The sequence below is a fragment of the Castellaniella hirudinis genome, from assembly GCF_047468865.1.
Classification (GTDB): domain Bacteria; phylum Pseudomonadota; class Gammaproteobacteria; order Burkholderiales; family Burkholderiaceae_B; genus Castellaniella; species Castellaniella hirudinis_A.
Map to the genome: position 1 here is coordinate 48838 of NZ_JBLGTV010000006.1, position 16302 is coordinate 65139.

Below are 16302 nucleotides of genomic sequence, written 5' to 3' on the forward strand. Positions count from 1 at the left end.
GGCGTAACCCCCCCCCTCAATTGATACCAAGGCATCACGATGGAAGAATCCCTGCGCAAGGCCGCACTCGAATACCATGAGCATGGGCGTCCCGGGAAAATCTCGGTCACTCCCACCAAACAGCTCTCCAACCAGCGGGATCTGGCGCTGGCCTATTCCCCTGGCGTGGCAGCCGCCTGCGAAGAAATCGTGGCCGACGCCCATAATGCGTTCCGCTATACCGGCCGGGGCAATCTGGTGGGGGTGATCACCAACGGCACGGCGGTGCTGGGCCTGGGCAACATCGGCCCGCTGGCCTCCAAGCCCGTGATGGAAGGCAAGGCCGTGCTGTTCAAGAAATTCTCCGGCCTGGATGTCTTCGATATTGAAATCAACGAACAAGACCCCGACAAGCTGGTGGACATCATCGCCGGGCTGGAACCCACCTTCGGCGGTATCAACCTCGAAGACATCAAGGCCCCCGAATGCTTCGAGGTCGAGCGCAAGCTGCGCGAGCGCATGAAGATCCCCGTCTTCCACGACGACCAGCACGGCACGGCCATCTGCGTCACGGCGGCCTTCATCAACGGCCTGGAAGTCGTCGGCAAGGACATCGCCCAGGTCAAGGTCGTGGTGTCGGGGGCGGGGGCCGCCGCCCTGGGTTGCCTGGATCTGATGATGGACATGGGGCTGCCGCTGGAACACATCTGGGTGTCCGACATCGAAGGCGTGGTCTACGAGGGCCGCACCGCCCTGATGGACGAAAAAAAATCCCGCTTCGCCAAGGCCACCGATGCCCGCACGCTGGACGACATCATCGGCGACGCCGACGTGTTTCTGGGCCTGTCCGCCGGGGGGGTGCTGAAGCCCGACATGGTCAAGAAAATGGCCGCCCGTCCTCTGATTCTGGCCTTGGCCAACCCCAACCCCGAAATCCTGCCCGCTGAGGCCTTGGCCGTGCGCGCCGATGCCGTCATCGCCACGGGGCGTTCGGACTTTCCCAATCAGGTCAATAATGTCCTGTGCTTCCCGTATATTTTCCGGGGGGCGCTGGACGTCGGGGCCACCACCATCACCCGGGGCATGGAAAAAGCCGCCGTCATGGCGATCTGCAAGCTGGCCCGCGAAGAACAAAACGACGTCGTGGCGGCCGCCTATGGCCTGTACGACGTGTCCTTCGGCGCCGGCTATTTCATCCCCAAGCCTTTCGATCCGCGCCTGATCGTGCGCATTTCCCCGGCGGTGGCCCAGGCCGCCATGGACGACGGCGTGGCCGCCCGGCCGCTGGACAGCATCGAAGGCTACGCCGAACAGCTCGAACAGTTCGTCTACCACTCGGGCGCCTTCATGAAGCCCTTGTTCTCGGCTGCGCGCGCCATGATCCGCGAAGGCGGCAAGGCGCGCATCGTTTTCGCCGAAGGCGAGGACGAACGCGTCTTGCGGGCCGTGCAGATCGTGGTCGACGAGCGCGTGGCCAAGCCCATCCTCATCGGCCGCCCGGCCGTGCTGGCGGCCCGCATCGAGAAATACGGGCTGCGCATCCGCCTGGGCCAGGACGTCGAGGTCACCAACCCCGAGCACGACGAGCGCTTCCATCAGTACTGGACCACCTACTGGGAACTCATGTGCCGCCAGGGCATCACCAAGGAAATGGCGCGCGTCGAGATGCGCCGCCGCCTGACCCTGATCGGCGCCATGATGGTGCGCCTGGGCGATGCCGACGGCATGATCTGCGGCACGGTGGGATCCTATGGCAATCATCTGCGCTTCATCGACGAGGTGCTGGGCCTGCAGCCCGGGGCCAAGACCTACGCCGCGATGAATATCCTGCTGCTCGAAGAACGCACCATCGCGCTGGCCGACACCCACGTGAACGACATGCCCAGTGCCGAACAGATCGCCGAGATCACCTTGATGGCGGCCGAGGAAATGCGGCGCCTCAACATCGAGCCCAAGGTGGCCTTGCTGTCGCGCTCCAATTTCGGCACAGGCAGTTCGTCCTCGGGCGAAAAAATGCGGGCGGCGCTCGGCATGGTGCGCGAACGCGATCCGGGGCTGGAAGTCGATGGCGAAATGCACGGGGACTGCGCCCTGGATCCCGCCCTGCGCCAGCGCATCCTGCCTTCCACCACCTTGCAGGGCGAAGCCAATCTGCTGATCTGCCCCAGCGTCGATGCCGGGAATATCGCCTATAACCTGCTGAAGACCGCCGCGGGCGGCAATGTGGCGGTGGGGCCGTTCCTGTTGGGGGCAAATGCCCCGGTGCATATCCTGACATCCAGCTCCACGGTGCGCCGGATCGTCAATATGGCCGCTTTGACGGTGGTCGATGCCAACAAGCCGCGCCGCCACTGACCGCCCGCATATCGGGCTGGTCATGACGGGCGGCGGCGCGCGCGCCGCCTACCAGGCCGGGGTGCTGTCCGGGGTGCTGCAGGTGCTGGACCCCGCCGGCAGCCCGGCTTTTCGCAATCCGTTCGATATTCTCTGCGGCACCTCCGCCGGGGCGATCAATGCGACCGCGCTGGCGTGCCGCGCCCACCAGCCGCATCGCGCGGTCGATCATCTGTGCGCCTTGTGGGCGGCCCTGCATGTCCCGGACATCTACTATGCCGATGCCCCGCGCCTGATGCGCACGGGGCTGCAGTGGCTGGCCATGCTGACCCTGGGCTGGATACGGCCGCAGTGGTCCAGCCACGCGCCGCATTCCCTGCTGGACAACCAGCCTTTGTCGCAGTTGCTGGGGCGCACGCTCAGTTTCCCGCGCCTGCGCACCAATCTGTCACGCGGCCATTTGCAGGCGCTGGCCATTACCGCCACCGCCTATACGACGGGCGAGCACCTGACCTTCTACCAGGCGCGGGGAGAAATCCGCCCCTGGACGCGCACCCTGCGCCGGGCGGTGTCCTGTCCGATCGGGGTGGATCACCTGCTGGCTTCCAGCGCCATCCCGTTCGTGTTTCCCGCCCGCGCCATCCTGCTGGGCGACCGGACTTTGTGGTGCGGCGACGGCTCCATGCGGCAGCTGGCCCCGATCAGTCCGGCCATCCACCTGGGGGCGCAGCGGGTGTTCGTGATCGGCACCAACTACCAGGATGAAACCCAGCCGGGCATCCGCGAACTCAGCCCGAGCTACCCCAGCCTGGCCCAGGTGGCGGGGCACACGCTGTCCAATATTTTTCTTGACGGAGTCTCGGTCGATATCGAGCGCATGACCCGGATCAATGCGCTGCTTGCACGAATCCCCGCAAATGGATTAAAAAGCGAGACATTGCGGCCCATCCAAACCTTGATGATCGCACCCAGCCGGTCCCTGGACGAAATCGCCCTGGAACACCTGCATGAACTGCCTCGCGCGGTGCGAACCTTGTTCCGGGTGCTCGGGGTATCCCCTCGTAAACGTCAGGCCGGGGGTGGGGCGCTGGCATCCTATCTCTTGTTCGAAGCAGGCTATACCAAGGACCTGATCGCGTTAGGCAGGGCAGACAGCATGAATCATGCTGATGAAATCATCGCTTTTTTCAAGGAGTGGTCCGCATGAGTCTGGTCCAGTCAAGCAAATTATTCTCCCAGGGCGGCATGCTCGATGCCCAGGCGATCCCCGAGGCCGATGCGCTGGCCGCCGCCACCGAGGCCGGCCTGACCGCCTTCGTGGTCGATTGCGACCGCGCGCGCAGCCGTTCCGCCGTGCTGCGGGCGGTGGTCAAGGCCATCGACTACCCGGAATTCTTCGGCGGCAACCTGGACGCCCTGTACGATTGCCTGTGCGATACGGTCGGCGATCAGAAAACCGGCCTGTTCCTGTGGTTCCGGCACCTGCATTCGGGCGACCCCGCCCTGGCCGAGGACACCCAGGCCATCCGCGGCGTCTGCGAGGACGTCGTCGAATACGGCCAGAACAACGAGCGCGTCTTTGTCTATGCCATCCAGCATGCCGGGGCCCATCCCGACCCCGAGCCCGGCGTCGACCCCACCCCGTATTCAGGGCGCGAAGACGGCTGATTTGCGCATGTCTTTACCAGTCCAGCAGGGCGGTGGCCGCGGCCGCCATGGCCAGGCCGGCGGTTTCGGTGCGCAAGACGCGCGGCCCAAACCGGACTGGCTGCAGGCCGCGGCGCTGGCCTAATGCCAGTTCGGCATCCGACCAGCCGCCTTCGGGGCCGACCAGCAGGCTGAGTCGCCGATCCACGGACTGCAGCGCCTGGTCGAAGGACTGGCCGCCCTCCGGGTGGGCGAACAGCGCGGGGCCGTCCAGGCCCTCCAGGCAGGCGGCCAGGGGCGCGGGATCCAGCACGCGCATCAGGCGGTTGCGGCCGCATTGTTCGCTGGCCGCCTGGACGATGGCGCGCCAGTGGGCCAGGCGCTTGTCCAGCCGTGCGCCGCTCAGGCGCAGCACGCTGCGTTCGGCCATGACCGGCGCCACCGCGTACACGCCCAGCTCGACCGCCTTTTCGATCACCCAGTCCATCTTGTCGCCCGAGGCGATCCCCTGCAGCAGCATCAGCCGGCCTTGCAGTTCGCGTTCGGCGGGGTCGTGGGTGCCCAGCTGGGCCTGCGCCCGGCGTCCCTGCACGCGCAGGGTGGCGGGGTATTGCCCGCCCTGTCCGTCGAACAGGGTGATGGCCGTGCCGTCGGCCAGGCGCAGAACCCGCAGCGCATGATGGGCCAGGGCTTCGGGCAGGTCGATGGCGGTATGGGCCCGCAGGGCCGCGGAACAAAAAAAGCGAGGCATGGGCATGGATGGCGGTCGATGTCCCCGGATGGGTATGCCGGGAATATAAACCGTTGCCGGTGCGGTGGTAAAATTCAGGGCTTTGTCATCCTAGATTATGGCAAGACCCGCAGCGCTGGCTGCATGGCTTGCCCCAAGACCCTATGAGCGCTTTGCCTGCCCCCGATCCCGCCATGGCCAATGCCATCCGCATCCTGGCCATGGATGCCGTTCAACAAGCCAATTCCGGGCACCCGGGCGCGCCCATGGGCATGGCCGACATCGCCCATGTGTTGTGGACACGGCACTTGCGGCACAACCCGTCCGACCCCGCCTGGCTGGACCGCGACCGCTTCGTGCTGTCCAACGGGCATGGCTCGATGCTGCTGTATGCCTTGCTGCATCTCAGCGGCTACGACCTCCCCATGGACGAACTGCGCCATTTCCGCCAGCTGCATTCGCGCACGCCGGGGCACCCCGAAGTCGGCATTACGCCGGGGGTCGAGACCACCACCGGGCCGCTGGGCCAGGGGCTGGCCAATGCCGTGGGCATGGCGCTGGCCCAGGCCCTGCTTGCGCAGGAATTCAACCGTCCAGGCCATACCATCATCGACCACGACACCTATGTATTCGTGGGCGACGGCTGCCTGATGGAAGGCATCTCCCATGAAGCCTGCTCGTTGGCGGGCACGCTGGGCCTGTCGCGCCTGATCGTGTTCTACGACGACAACGGCATCTCCATCGACGGCCAGGTGCGGGATTGGTTCGCCGACGATACGCCGTCGCGCTTCGAGGCCTATGGCTGGAACGTCCTGCGCGGGGTCGATGGGCACGACATGAACGCCTTGGACGCGGCCATCACCCAGGCCCGGGCGCACGCCGCCGCGGGCCGCGGGCCCACCCTGGTCTGCTGCCGCACCGTCATCGGCCAAGGGGCCCCCACCAAGGCCGGCTCCGAGAAAGTCCACGGCGCCCCCCTGGGGGCCGACGAAATCGCCGCCGCCCGCAAGGCCATGGGCTGGTCGCACCCGCCGTTCGAGATCCCCCAGGCGGTGTACGACTACTGGAACGGCCGGTCGCGCGGCGCCCACCTGCAGTCCGACTGGCAGGTGCGCTTCGACCACTACGCCGAAGCCTATCCCGAACTGGCGGCCGAACTCTGCCGCCGCATGGCGGGCGAACTGCCCGCCGATTTCGCCCAGCGCGCCCAGGATCATATCCGCTCCACCCAGGACAAGGCCGAATCCATTGCCTCGCGCAAGGCCTCGCAGCAGTCCATCGCGGCATTCGCCGACATCCTGCCCGAACTCCTGGGCGGCTCGGCCGACCTGACCGGATCCAATTTCACCGACTGGAAGGGCGTCACGCCGGTGCGCCGCACGGCCGACGGCCTGCAGGGCGGGCGGCACATCAACTACGGGGTGCGCGAATTCGGCATGGCGGCCATCATGAATGGCCTGGCCCTGCATGGCGGCTACCTGCCCTTTGGCGGCACCTTCCTGACGTTTTCCGATTATTCGCGCAATGCCCTGCGCATGGCGGCGCTCATGAAACAACGGGTGGTGCACGTCTTCACCCACGATTCCATCGGCCTGGGCGAAGACGGCCCTACCCACCAGGCCGTCGAACATGCAGGCAGCCTGCGGCTGATCCCCAACCTGCACGTCTGGCGGCCTTGCGACACCACCGAAACCGCCGTCGCCTGGCAGGCCGCCCTGACGCGGCCCGCCAGCATCGGCATGGGCGTGCGGGACGGCGGGCCATCGGCCCTGCTGCTGTCGCGCCAGAATCTGCCGTTCGTGGCCCGCGACGCCGCCACCACCCAGGCCATCGCCCGGGGCGGCTACGTGCTGCGCGACATGGTCGGGGCCTGCGCCGTGCTGATCGCCACGGGCTCCGAAATCGAAATCGCCCTGCAGGCCCAGGATCGGCTGTCCGCGCGCGGCATCGCCACCCGGGTGGTGTCCATGCCCTGCACTCAGGTCTTTGACGCCCAGGACGCCGCCTGGCGCGCCAGCGTACTGCCCGCCGACCTGCCCCGGGTGGCCATCGAGGCCGGCGGGACGGCAACCTGGTACAAGTATGTCGGCACCACCGGGGCAGTGGTGGGTATCGACACCTTCGGCGAATCGGCACCCGCCGGTGTGTTGTTCAAGCACTTCCATCTCACGGCCGACCATGTGGCGGCCACTGTCGAACAGCTTTTGTAAAGGAGTCTTTCCATGACCATTCGCGTCGCCATCAACGGTTACGGTCGCATCGGCCGCAATATCCTGCGCGCCCACTACGAGGACGGCAAAAAGCACGACATCCAGATCGTGGCCATCAACGACCTGGGCAACCCGGAAACCAACGCCCACCTGACCCGCTACGACACCGCGCATGGCCGCTTCCCCGGCACCGTCGAAGTCGATGGCGACAGCATGGTGGTCAACGGCGACCGCATCCGCGTGCTGGCCGAGCGCAATCCCGCCAATCTGCCCTGGGGCGATCTCAACGTGGACGTCGTGCTCGAATGCACGGGGCTGTTCACCTCCAAGGAAAAAGCCTCGGCCCACCTGGCGGGCGGCGCGAAAAAGGTCATTATTTCCGCGCCCGGCGGCAAGGACGTCGATGCCACCATCGTCTACGGCGTCAATCACCAGATCCTGAAATCCACGGATACCGTGATCTCCAATGCGTCTTGCACCACCAACTGCCTGGCCCCGCTGGTTCATCCCCTGCATCAGCAGCTGGGCATCGTCCACGGCCTGATGACCACGGTGCACGCCTACACCAACGATCAGGTGCTCACCGACGTCTATCATTCCGACCTGCGCCGCGCCCGTTCGGCCACCCACAGCATGATCCCCACCAAGACCGGCGCGGCATCCGCCGTGGGCCTGGTGCTGCCCGAGCTCAACGGCAAGCTGGACGGCTACGCCATTCGCGTGCCGACCATCAATGTCTCCATCGTGGATCTGACCTTCGTCGCCACCCGCGACACCAGCGTGGACGAAGTCAACGGCATCCTGAAGGCCGCCGCCGAAGGCCCCCTGAAAGGCATCCTGGCCTACACCACCGAACCCCTGGTCTCGGTGGACTTCAACCACAGCCCGCTGTCCAGCACCGTGGATGCGGCCCTGACCAAGGTCACCGGCTCGCTGGTCAAGGTCTCCTCCTGGTACGACAACGAGTGGGGCTTCTCCAACCGCATGCTGGACACCACCGTGGCCCTCATGGCCGCCCAGTGATGACCGCGACGTGATGGCCGCGTCTTGATGCGGCGTCACTGATTGCGGCGTCACTGATGCACGGCTGGCCTGCGGGCCAGGGGCACCCTGCCGGGCGATGGGCTGGGCGAGGTGCCGCAAAGGGCGGGGAAACCTGCCCTTTTTTCAGTTTTGGCCGGCTGCTTGCCTCCCGGGCTGGGATACGCAATCGGCCGCTTGCTTTCACCAAGGACTCTCATGACGATACAAACCCTCTCCGACCTGGCGCAGGCTGGCGCCCTGGCGGGCAAGCGCGTCTTCATCCGTTCCGATCTCAATGTGCCGCTGGATGGCGGCGAAATCACCGAGGACACCCGCGTGCGGGCCTCCGTTCCGGCCATCGAACTCGCCCTGAAGGCGGGGGCCGCCGTCATGGTGACTTCGCACCTGGGGCGCCCCAAGGAAGGCGTGCTCAACCCCGAGGACAGCCTGCGGCCGGTGGCGGTGCGCCTGGGCGAACTGCTGGGCCGGCCCGTGCGCCTGGTGGCCAACTGGCTGGATGGCGTCACCGTGCAGCCCGGCGAAGTCGTCCTGCTCGAAAACTGCCGCTGCAACCCCGGTGAAAAGAAAAACGACCCCGATCTGGCCCGCCGCATGGCGGCCCTGTGCGATGTCTACGTCAATGACGCCTTTGGCACCGCTCACCGGGCCGAAGCCACCACCGAAGGCATTGCCCGCTTTGCCCCGGCGGCCTGCGCCGGCCCCCTGCTGGCGGCGGAACTCGACGCCCTGGGCCGCGCCCTGCAGGCCCCGCAGCGGCCCCTGGTGGCCATCGTGGGGGGCTCCAAGGTCTCCACCAAGCTGTCCATCCTGCAGGCCCTGGCCGACAAGGTCGACCAGTTGATCGTGGGCGGCGGCATTGCCAACACCTTCATGCTGGCGGCGGGTTTGCCGATCGGCAAGTCCCTGGCCGAACCCGACCAGGTGGATCAGGCCAAGGCCGTCATCCAGGCCATGCAGGCGCGGGGCGTGCAAGTGCCGATCCCGGTGGACGTGGTGGTGGCCACGCGCTTTGCCGCCGATGCCCCGGCCACGGTCAAGGCGGCCGCCGACGTCGGCCCGGATGACCTGATCCTGGACATTGGCCCGCAGACCGCCGCCCGGCTGGCGCAGCAGCTGCGCCAGGCCGGCACCATTGTCTGGAACGGCCCGGTGGGCGTGTTTGAATTCGAGGCCTTCGCTCAGGGCACGCAAACCATCGCCCAGGCGATTGCGGATTCCAGCGGTTTTTCCATCGCCGGCGGGGGCGACACCCTGGCCGCCATCGCCAAATACAGCATCGCCGATCGCGTCGGTTATATCTCCACCGGCGGCGGCGCGTTCCTGGAATTCCTCGAAGGCAAGACCCTGCCCGCCGTGGCCGCCCTGCAGGCGCGCAGCGGCCAATAAGCTGGGAGTCTTGGGCGCGGGATCCCCCAAGGTCTGTTAGAATTCATGCGGCGGGCCCCTTCGCATGGTTCGGCGGTCAACCTGGTCAGGTCGGGAACGAAGCAGCCACAGCCGTGCGGAACCAGTGCCGAAGTCAGGCTCGCCTTTTCTTTTGGTCTTTTCCGGGTGGCCGCTCCATGAGCTATCTTGTCCTGGCGCGCAAGTGGCGCCCCCGTTCCTTCGATACCCTGATTGGCCAGGATCACGTCGTCCGGGCCCTGATCCACGCCTTGTCGTCGGGCCGCCTGCACCACGCCTGGTTGTTCACCGGCACGCGCGGGGTCGGCAAGACCACGCTGTCGCGCATTCTGGCCAAATCGCTCAATTGCGCCGATGGCGTCACGGCCACGCCCTGCGGTCATTGCCAGGCCTGCACCGAAATCGACGCGGGCCGCTTTGTCGATTACATCGAGCTCGACGCCGCCTCCAACCGGGGGGTGGACGAAATGACCCAGCTGCTGGAACAGGCCGTCTACGCGCCGTCGTCGGGCCGCTACAAGGTCTACATGATCGACGAAGTCCACATGCTGACCGGGCATGCCTTCAACGCCATGCTGAAGACCCTGGAAGAACCTCCGCCGCACGTCAAGTTCATCCTGGCCACCACCGATCCGCAAAAAATCCCCGTCACGGTGCTGTCGCGCTGCCTGCAGTTCAATCTGAAGCAAATGACCGTGCCGGCCATCACCGGACACCTGCAATATATTTTGCAGCAGGAAGCCATTCCGGCCGATGTCCCCGCATTGCGCCTGATCGCCCAGGCGGCGGCGGGCTCCATGCGCGATGCCCTGTCGCTGACCGATCAGGCCATTTCCTATGCGGCGGGCAATCTCACCGCCGCGGCGATCAGCGACATGCTGGGCACGCTGGATCAGGAACACCTGGCGGCCCTGTTGCGCGCCCTGGCGCAGGCGGATGCCCAGGCCGTGGTGGCCGTGGCCGACGACTTGTCCGCCCGGGGCCTGTCGTTCCAGGCGGCCTTGGCCGATCTGGCCATCCTGCTGTCCCGGGTGGCCATCGCCCAGCGTCTGGGCCATGCGCAGGCGGACGATCCTCAGGCCGACGTCATCACCGAACTCGCGGGCCTGCTGTCGCCCGACGACCTGCAGCTGTTCTACGCCGTGGCCGTTCACAGCCGCCAGGAACTTTCCCTGGCCCCGGACGAATACGCCGGCTTTGTCATGGCCTGTCTGCGCATGCTGGCGCTGCTGCCCCCCGACCGCCTGCCGCCCGTGCGCCTGGATCCTGCCCGCGCCGCCGGCCCCGCCCCGGCCGAACCGGCCAATACCGTCGGGGCCGGGCCGGTGGCGGCGTTGCCGCCCGCCGCGCCGCCGGCGGCCGAATCGGCTGCACCAGCCCCTGCGGCGGCCCCGGCCGAGGCGCGGGCCCCCGGCGATGCGGCGACGCCCGCCGAGGTGCCGCTGGGGCAGGCGGGCATGGCCCCGGAGCCCCCGATCCAGGGGTCTGGGGTGCAAGAGCCCCCGGCCTGGGAAGACCCGCCGCCGGCGGCCATCCCGGCCGCTTCGCCATCGGCGTCGCCGTCCCTGCCGGCTGTGGATCAATCGGCTGCCCCGCCGAGTGGGCCAAGACTCGCGCACCCGGCGGGTGGATCGGCGGATCGGACATCCGAGCCTTGCCCGGATGCTTCGCCAACGGCGGTATCCCCGGCCGTGTCAATGACCGTGTCGACGGCAACACCGGCCCCGGCGGCCGTCGATGCGCCGCGTGCCGAAGCGGCGGTCTTGCCCGCCGCGTCGGCCGACCCAATCCCTGTGAGCCAACCGGTGACGCGGCCCGCTGACGGCGACGCCTCGGGCGCCGACTGGACGGCGCAGGTTCCCGACGTCGAGGACGTCCAGGATGCCCAGGCGGCGTTGGACGCCGACTGGACCACCCAGCTGGCGGACTTGCCCGATCATTTCGGCCAGGCCGCCGACCCGGACGATGTATTGCTGGACGATGGCCTGCCCCTCGCCAGCTTGCCTGACCTGCCCGGCGCTGATCTGCCGGTCAAGCTGCCGGGCCTGCCCAAATCCGGCGCCGGGGCGGAGGCGGCCCCGGCCGTGCCCGACCCCGCCACCTTGACCTCGGCCGATTGGCCCGCCGTGGCCCAGGCGCTGCCGGTGACCGGGGCGGCCCGCGCCCTGGCCCTGAACAGCGAATGGCTGTCGGGCGACGATCATCAGATCCGCCTGCAGGTGGCCATCCACACCCTCACCGAAGGCGGGGCGCTGGATCGCCTGCGCACCGGGCTGACCGAGCACTTTGGCCGCGTCCTGCGGCTGGACGTGCAATACGGCCATACCGGCGGCGACACCGCCTATGCCGTGGATCAGGCCGCCCAGGCCCGGCGCCAGCGGGCCGCCGAAGACGCCGCTGCGCAAGACCCCCTGGTGCAGGCGCTGACGGCGCAATTTGACGCCCGCCTTGTGCCGGGGTCGGTGCGCCCGCCTGCGGTATAGTCCTTGTTTTTATTTTCACTCCCTATTCGATCAGGACAAGACGATGATGAAAGGTCAGATTGCCGGTTTGATGCGCCAGGCGCAGCAAATGCAGGAAAACATGAAAAAAGCCCAGGACGCCCTGGCCGATATTCTGGTTGAAGGCGCGGCGGGCGGCGGCTTGGTCAAGGTCTCCATGAGCTGCAAGTTCGACGTCAAGCGCGTCGTCATCGACCCCAGCCTGTTCGATGACGACCGCGACATGATCGAAGACCTCGTCGCGGCGGCCTTCAACGACGCCCAGCGCAAGGCCGAAGCCACCGCCCAGGAAAAAATGTCCGCCGTCACGGCGGGCATGTCCTTGCCCGCCGGGATGAAGCTGCCCTTCTGAGATGGCCCGCAGCCTGCCCGAGCCCGAGCCCCTGCGGGCGCTGATCGACGCCTTGCGCCGCTTGCCCGGGGTGGGGGTGCGCGGTGCGCGGCGCATGGCCTATCATTTGCTGCAGAACGACCCCGATGGCGCGGTGCGCCTGGGCGACGCTCTGCGCGCCGCCGTGGACGGCCTGTGCCACTGCAGCCGCTGCCATTCGTTTTCGCAGACCCCGGTGTGCGCCATCTGTGAAGACCCCGACCGCGACGCCAGCCAGCTGTGCGTGGTGGAAACCCCCGCCGACCAGAACATGATCGAATCCAGCCACGGTTACCGGGGCCTGTATTATGTGCTGATGGGCCGCCTGGCCCCGCTGGAAGGTGTCGGCCCCGACCAAGTGCGCTTCGCCCAGCTGCTGCAGCGCGTGGCCGACGACCAGGTGCGCGAAGTCATCCTGGCCACCAATTTCACCGCTGAAGGCGACACCACGGCCTATTACCTGGCCGACATGCTGCGCGACCGCGGCCTGACCGTCACCCGCCTGGCCCGGGGCGTGCCCAGCGGCAGCGAACTGGAATACGTCGATGCCGGCACCATTGCCTGGGCGCTGATGGAGCGCCGCCAGCAGTAAGCTTCGCGGGCTGTCCTGCTGGGGGCTGGCGGATTCCCCCTACCCAATTGTTGTGCGCTATCGGTTCCGGCCGGATGGCAGCGGCCGTGGACTGCGAGACCGTCCGTGCGGCCCGTCCCGTTGAGTCAGAAGCCTGGAAGCCGTGATCATGAACGCACTGCTTGCAGTCTTCCTTCCGAAGAAAATCAGAAATTAATTTCTAATGGTTAACACTAAAAGAAAAAAATTTCTGACTAAAGGATAATGACGCCATGATCTGAACGCCGGCACAGGTGGCCAGGTCATTGCCACGCCGGCACAGGCGTGCAGTATCCCGACCATCCAAGGAGACAACATGAAGGCTACTCAATGTGGGCGATTTCTCGGCGCACTGGCGATCACGACCCTGCTGGCGGCAGGGTCGGCCCATGCGGCCGGGCGCTATGTGTTCATCAGCCATGCGCCGGACTCGGATTCGTGGTGGAGTACCGTTCGCAATGCGCTGAAGGGGGCGGCAACCGATTTCGACGTCACGGTCGACTACCGCAACCCGCCAAACGGCGATTTGGCGGATATGGCGCGTCTGGTCGAACAAGCCGCTGCGCAAAATTACGATGGTGTGGTGGTTTCGATTGCGGATTTCAACGTGCTGCAAGGGGCCATCAAAAAGGTCACGGACAAGCATATCCCGCTGATCACGGCCAATTCCGGCACGGCCGAACAGAGTGAAAAGCTCGGGGCCATCATGCACGTGGGCCAGGAGGAATATAGCGCCGGTTATGGCGCGGGCCAGCGGGCCAAAGCGGCCGGTGTGAGCAGTTTTGTTTGTGTCAACCATTATGCGACCAACCCCGCCTCTTTCGAGCGCTGCCGCGGCTTCGGGGATGCGCTGGGCGTGGATTTCAGAAAAAGCACAATCGACACGGGCGTTGACCCCGCCCAGATCGAGAGCATGACCAGCGCTTATTTGCGCCGCAACCCGGACACCCAGGCCGTTTTTGCCTTGGGGCCGATTTCCGCGCAGGGTGTCTTGCAGACGATCAAGAAAATGGACTTGAAGGGCAAGATTTATTTCGCGACGATGGATTTGTCCAATGAAATATCGCGCGGCATAAAAGACGGCACGATTGCTTTCGCCGTCGATCAGCAGCCTTATCTGCAAGGCTATATTCCGATTGCCATCATGGCGATCATGAAGCAGACCGGCAATCCCGATCTGGAAGCCGCGACCACGGCCTTCAAAATCGATTCGAAGGTGGCCAAGCGCCTGGAGGCCTATGGGCTGACGCCCAATTACGGCCCGCGCAATATCAGTTCGGGCCCGGGCTTTGTCACGCGCGACAACATCGCCAAAGTTGAACGCTACGCCGGCCAGTACCGCTAATCCCGCGCCATGAGTACCACCATGTCCAATATTTCAACGTCGGCGGCCCGCCTGCCGGACGAACGCATCCGCTCGGTCGGCTTCCTGCAGAAGCTGCTGATGCGGCCAGAATTCGGCGCCCTGTCCGGCACGTTGCTGATCACCCTGATGTTTATCATCGTGGCAGGCGATGCGGGTATGTTCAGCATGGAGGGCATCATCAATTGGGCCACGGTGGCCGGCTATCTGGGCATCATTGCCGTCGCGGCGGCGCTATTGATGATTGCCGGCGAATTCGATCTGTCCATCGGCTCGATGATTGGTTTTGCCGGCATGATGGTGGCTATCCCCATTTTGTACTGGGGCTGGCCGCCGATGGTGGCCGTGCCATTTTCTTTTTTCGTCGCCATGTCTCTGGGTTGGCTGAATGGCTGGCTGGTCATCAAGACAGGCCTGCCTTCGTTTATCGTCACGCTGGCGTTTTACTTCATCTTGCGTGGACTCAGCCTGGCGATCAGCGTGCTGTTGACGGGGCGCACCATTATTTCAGGCGAGGGCGACCTCATCCTGCGCGATGCCATGGCCGCCGACCCGGTGATCGGCCTGCTGTTTCTGGGCCATGTCTTTACCGGGCTGTTCAACTATTTGGCGGGGATTGGCTGGCTGGACGCCCGCGCGGATGGCACCGCCCTGGCGATCGGGATACCCAAGGTCATTGTCTGGTGGGGCATCCTGACCTTGGCTGGCGCTTTTGTGCTGGCGCGGACTCGCCTGGGCAATTGGATCATGGCTTGTGGCGGCGACGCCAATGCGGCCAAGAACGTGGGGATTCCCGTCACGCGGGTAAAGATCGCTTTGTTTGTCTTCGTCGCTTTCGCGGCCACCTTGTTCGCCACGCTGCAGGTGGCCGATGCCGGATCCGCCGCCGCCGACCGGGGCTTGCAAAAAGAGTTCGAGGCCATTATTGCAGCGGTGATTGGCGGGTGTTTATTGACAGGCGGCTATGGCTCGGTCATCGGCGCGGCTTTTGGCGCGCTGATTTTCGGGATGGTGCAAATCGGCATTGGCTATACCAGCATCGACAATAACTGGTATCGCGTCTTCCTGGGCCTGATGCTGTTGATGGCCGTGATCTTCAATAATTACATCCGGCGCCGCTTTGCCCAGTCGGTTCGCTAGTGTCCTGTTTGGTTGGTTCGTGTATTCAGATTCGGATGCATGGGCTTGCCAGACAAGGCGCAAACCGCAGCGATAGCCAGTGCTATCGCGAGGATTTGCAACGCAGTATGGCGAGCCCAGGCGCCGAAGATGAGTATTTGAATTAGCCAAACAGGACACTAGGGAGTCGAGCATGAGCGAATACATTCTTCAATTGGAATCCATCAGTAAGTTTTTTGGCGCCGTCATTGCCTTGCAGGATGTCACTTTGCGCTTGCGGCCCGGCGAGGTGCATTGCCTGCTGGGAGACAACGGGGCGGGTAAAAGCACGCTGATCAAGGTGCTGGCCGGCGTTCACCGCCCGGATGCGGGCCATTACCATATTGATGGCCAGCCGGTTGCCTTCGATTCGCCGCGAGCGGCATTGGATCGTGGCATTGCCACGGTCTATCAGGATCTGGCGTTGGTTCCCCTGATGAGCGTGGCAAGAAACTTCTTCATGGGCCGTGAGCCGCAGCGGCGTTTATTTGGCCTTTTCCCCATCATGGATCATGCGCTGGCCGCCGATACCGCCTGCGCGAAATTGGCGGAAATGGGCATCATGGTGCGCGATCCGAATCAGATGATCGGCAGTATGTCCGGGGGCGAGAAACAGTGTCTGGCCATTGCGCGCGCCATTCATTTCGGTGCCCGGGTCTTGATCCTGGATGAACCGACGGCGGCGCTTGGCGTCAAGCAAAGCGTCAATGTCCTGAAACTCATTGTGCGTGCCCGTGAGCGCGGAATCTCCATTATTTTCATTACCCATAATGTCAATCACGCTTATCCGATTGCCGACAGCTTCACCTTGTTGAACCGTGGCCGCACCCTGGGCACTTATGAAAAATCGGATATTTCCAAAGAGGCGGTGCTTGACATGATGGCCGGCGGCGCGGAAATGCAAACCATGATGAACGACCTGGCTGGCGTCACGATTTGATTTTTTCAAATC

At 65.2% G+C, this 16302-nt stretch carries 13 protein-coding genes and 1 other RNA gene; 13 read left to right on the plus strand and 1 reads right to left on the minus strand.

Annotation, left to right across the window (positions count from 1 at the left end):
- The first annotated feature begins 39 nt into the window (after window positions 1-39).
- Genes ACMHYJ_RS09350 through ACMHYJ_RS09360 form a run of 3 tightly spaced genes read left to right on the plus strand, consistent with a single transcriptional unit; the run spans window position 40 to window position 3981 of the window.
- Entirely contained in the window at window positions 40-2334 is a 2295-nt protein-coding gene (locus ACMHYJ_RS09350; RefSeq protein WP_414245907.1) for an NADP-dependent malic enzyme, read from the plus strand.
- A complete protein-coding gene (locus ACMHYJ_RS09355) occupies window positions 2309-3520 on the plus strand; it encodes a patatin-like phospholipase family protein (RefSeq protein WP_414245908.1) in 1212 nt (403 codons plus the stop codon). The genes ACMHYJ_RS09350 and ACMHYJ_RS09355 overlap by 26 nt, the downstream gene beginning before the upstream one ends.
- Window positions 3517-3981, plus strand: a complete 465-nt coding sequence (locus ACMHYJ_RS09360; protein WP_414245909.1) for a barstar family protein — start codon at window positions 3517-3519, stop codon at window positions 3979-3981. The genes ACMHYJ_RS09355 and ACMHYJ_RS09360 overlap by 4 nt, the downstream gene beginning before the upstream one ends.
- 13 nt (window positions 3982-3994) lie before the next feature.
- Here ACMHYJ_RS09360 and ACMHYJ_RS09365 read toward each other — a convergent pair whose 3' ends face one another.
- On the minus strand, window positions 3995-4717 hold the full coding sequence (locus ACMHYJ_RS09365) for a 16S rRNA (uracil(1498)-N(3))-methyltransferase (protein WP_414245910.1): 723 nt from the start codon (window positions 4715-4717) through the stop codon (window positions 3995-3997).
- Window positions 4718-4854: 137 nt separating this feature from the next.
- Here ACMHYJ_RS09365 and tkt point away from each other — a divergent pair, with 137 nt between their 5' ends.
- From tkt to ACMHYJ_RS09415, 10 genes are all read left to right on the plus strand, one after another.
- Window positions 4855-6900, plus strand: coding sequence for a transketolase (tkt, locus tag ACMHYJ_RS09370; RefSeq protein WP_414245911.1), 2046 nt, complete (start codon window positions 4855-4857; stop codon window positions 6898-6900).
- A 12-nt stretch (window positions 6901-6912) separates the two neighbouring features.
- The gene (gene gap / locus ACMHYJ_RS09375; RefSeq protein WP_414245912.1) at window positions 6913-7923 is read left to right on the plus strand and encodes a type I glyceraldehyde-3-phosphate dehydrogenase; all 1011 of its coding nucleotides are present in this window, start codon (window positions 6913-6915) and stop codon (window positions 7921-7923) included.
- Window positions 7924-8139: 216 nt separating this feature from the next.
- Window positions 8140-9330 carry a phosphoglycerate kinase gene (locus ACMHYJ_RS09380; protein WP_414245913.1) on the plus strand — a complete coding sequence of 397 codons (1191 nt, stop codon included), beginning with the start codon at window positions 8140-8142 and terminating at the stop codon, window positions 9328-9330.
- Window positions 9331-9379: 49 nt separating this feature from the next.
- Window positions 9380-9477: signal recognition particle sRNA small type (gene ffs, locus ACMHYJ_RS09385), an RNA gene on the plus strand.
- Window positions 9478-9506: 29 nt separating this feature from the next.
- A complete protein-coding gene (gene dnaX, locus ACMHYJ_RS09390; protein WP_414245914.1) occupies window positions 9507-11831 on the plus strand; it encodes a DNA polymerase III subunit gamma/tau in 2325 nt (774 codons plus the stop codon).
- Between the two features lie 43 nt (window positions 11832-11874).
- The gene (locus tag ACMHYJ_RS09395) at window positions 11875-12201 is read left to right on the plus strand and encodes a YbaB/EbfC family nucleoid-associated protein (protein ID WP_414245915.1); all 327 of its coding nucleotides are present in this window, start codon (window positions 11875-11877) and stop codon (window positions 12199-12201) included.
- Between the two features lies 1 nt (window position 12202).
- Complete coding sequence (gene recR / locus ACMHYJ_RS09400) at window positions 12203-12811, plus strand: recombination mediator RecR (protein WP_414245916.1); 609 nt, start codon at window positions 12203-12205, stop codon at window positions 12809-12811.
- A gap of 334 nt (window positions 12812-13145) precedes the next feature.
- Entirely contained in the window at window positions 13146-14174 is a 1029-nt protein-coding gene (locus ACMHYJ_RS09405; RefSeq protein WP_414245917.1) for a sugar ABC transporter substrate-binding protein, read from the plus strand.
- A gap of 21 nt (window positions 14175-14195) precedes the next feature.
- Window positions 14196-15332 (plus strand): ABC transporter permease, encoded by a 1137-nt coding sequence (locus ACMHYJ_RS09410; RefSeq protein ID WP_414245918.1) that lies wholly within the window; start codon window positions 14196-14198, stop codon window positions 15330-15332.
- 172 nt (window positions 15333-15504) lie between these two features.
- Complete coding sequence (locus tag ACMHYJ_RS09415) at window positions 15505-16290, plus strand: ATP-binding cassette domain-containing protein (protein WP_414245919.1); 786 nt, start codon at window positions 15505-15507, stop codon at window positions 16288-16290.
- Window positions 16291-16302: the final 12 nt, after the last annotated feature.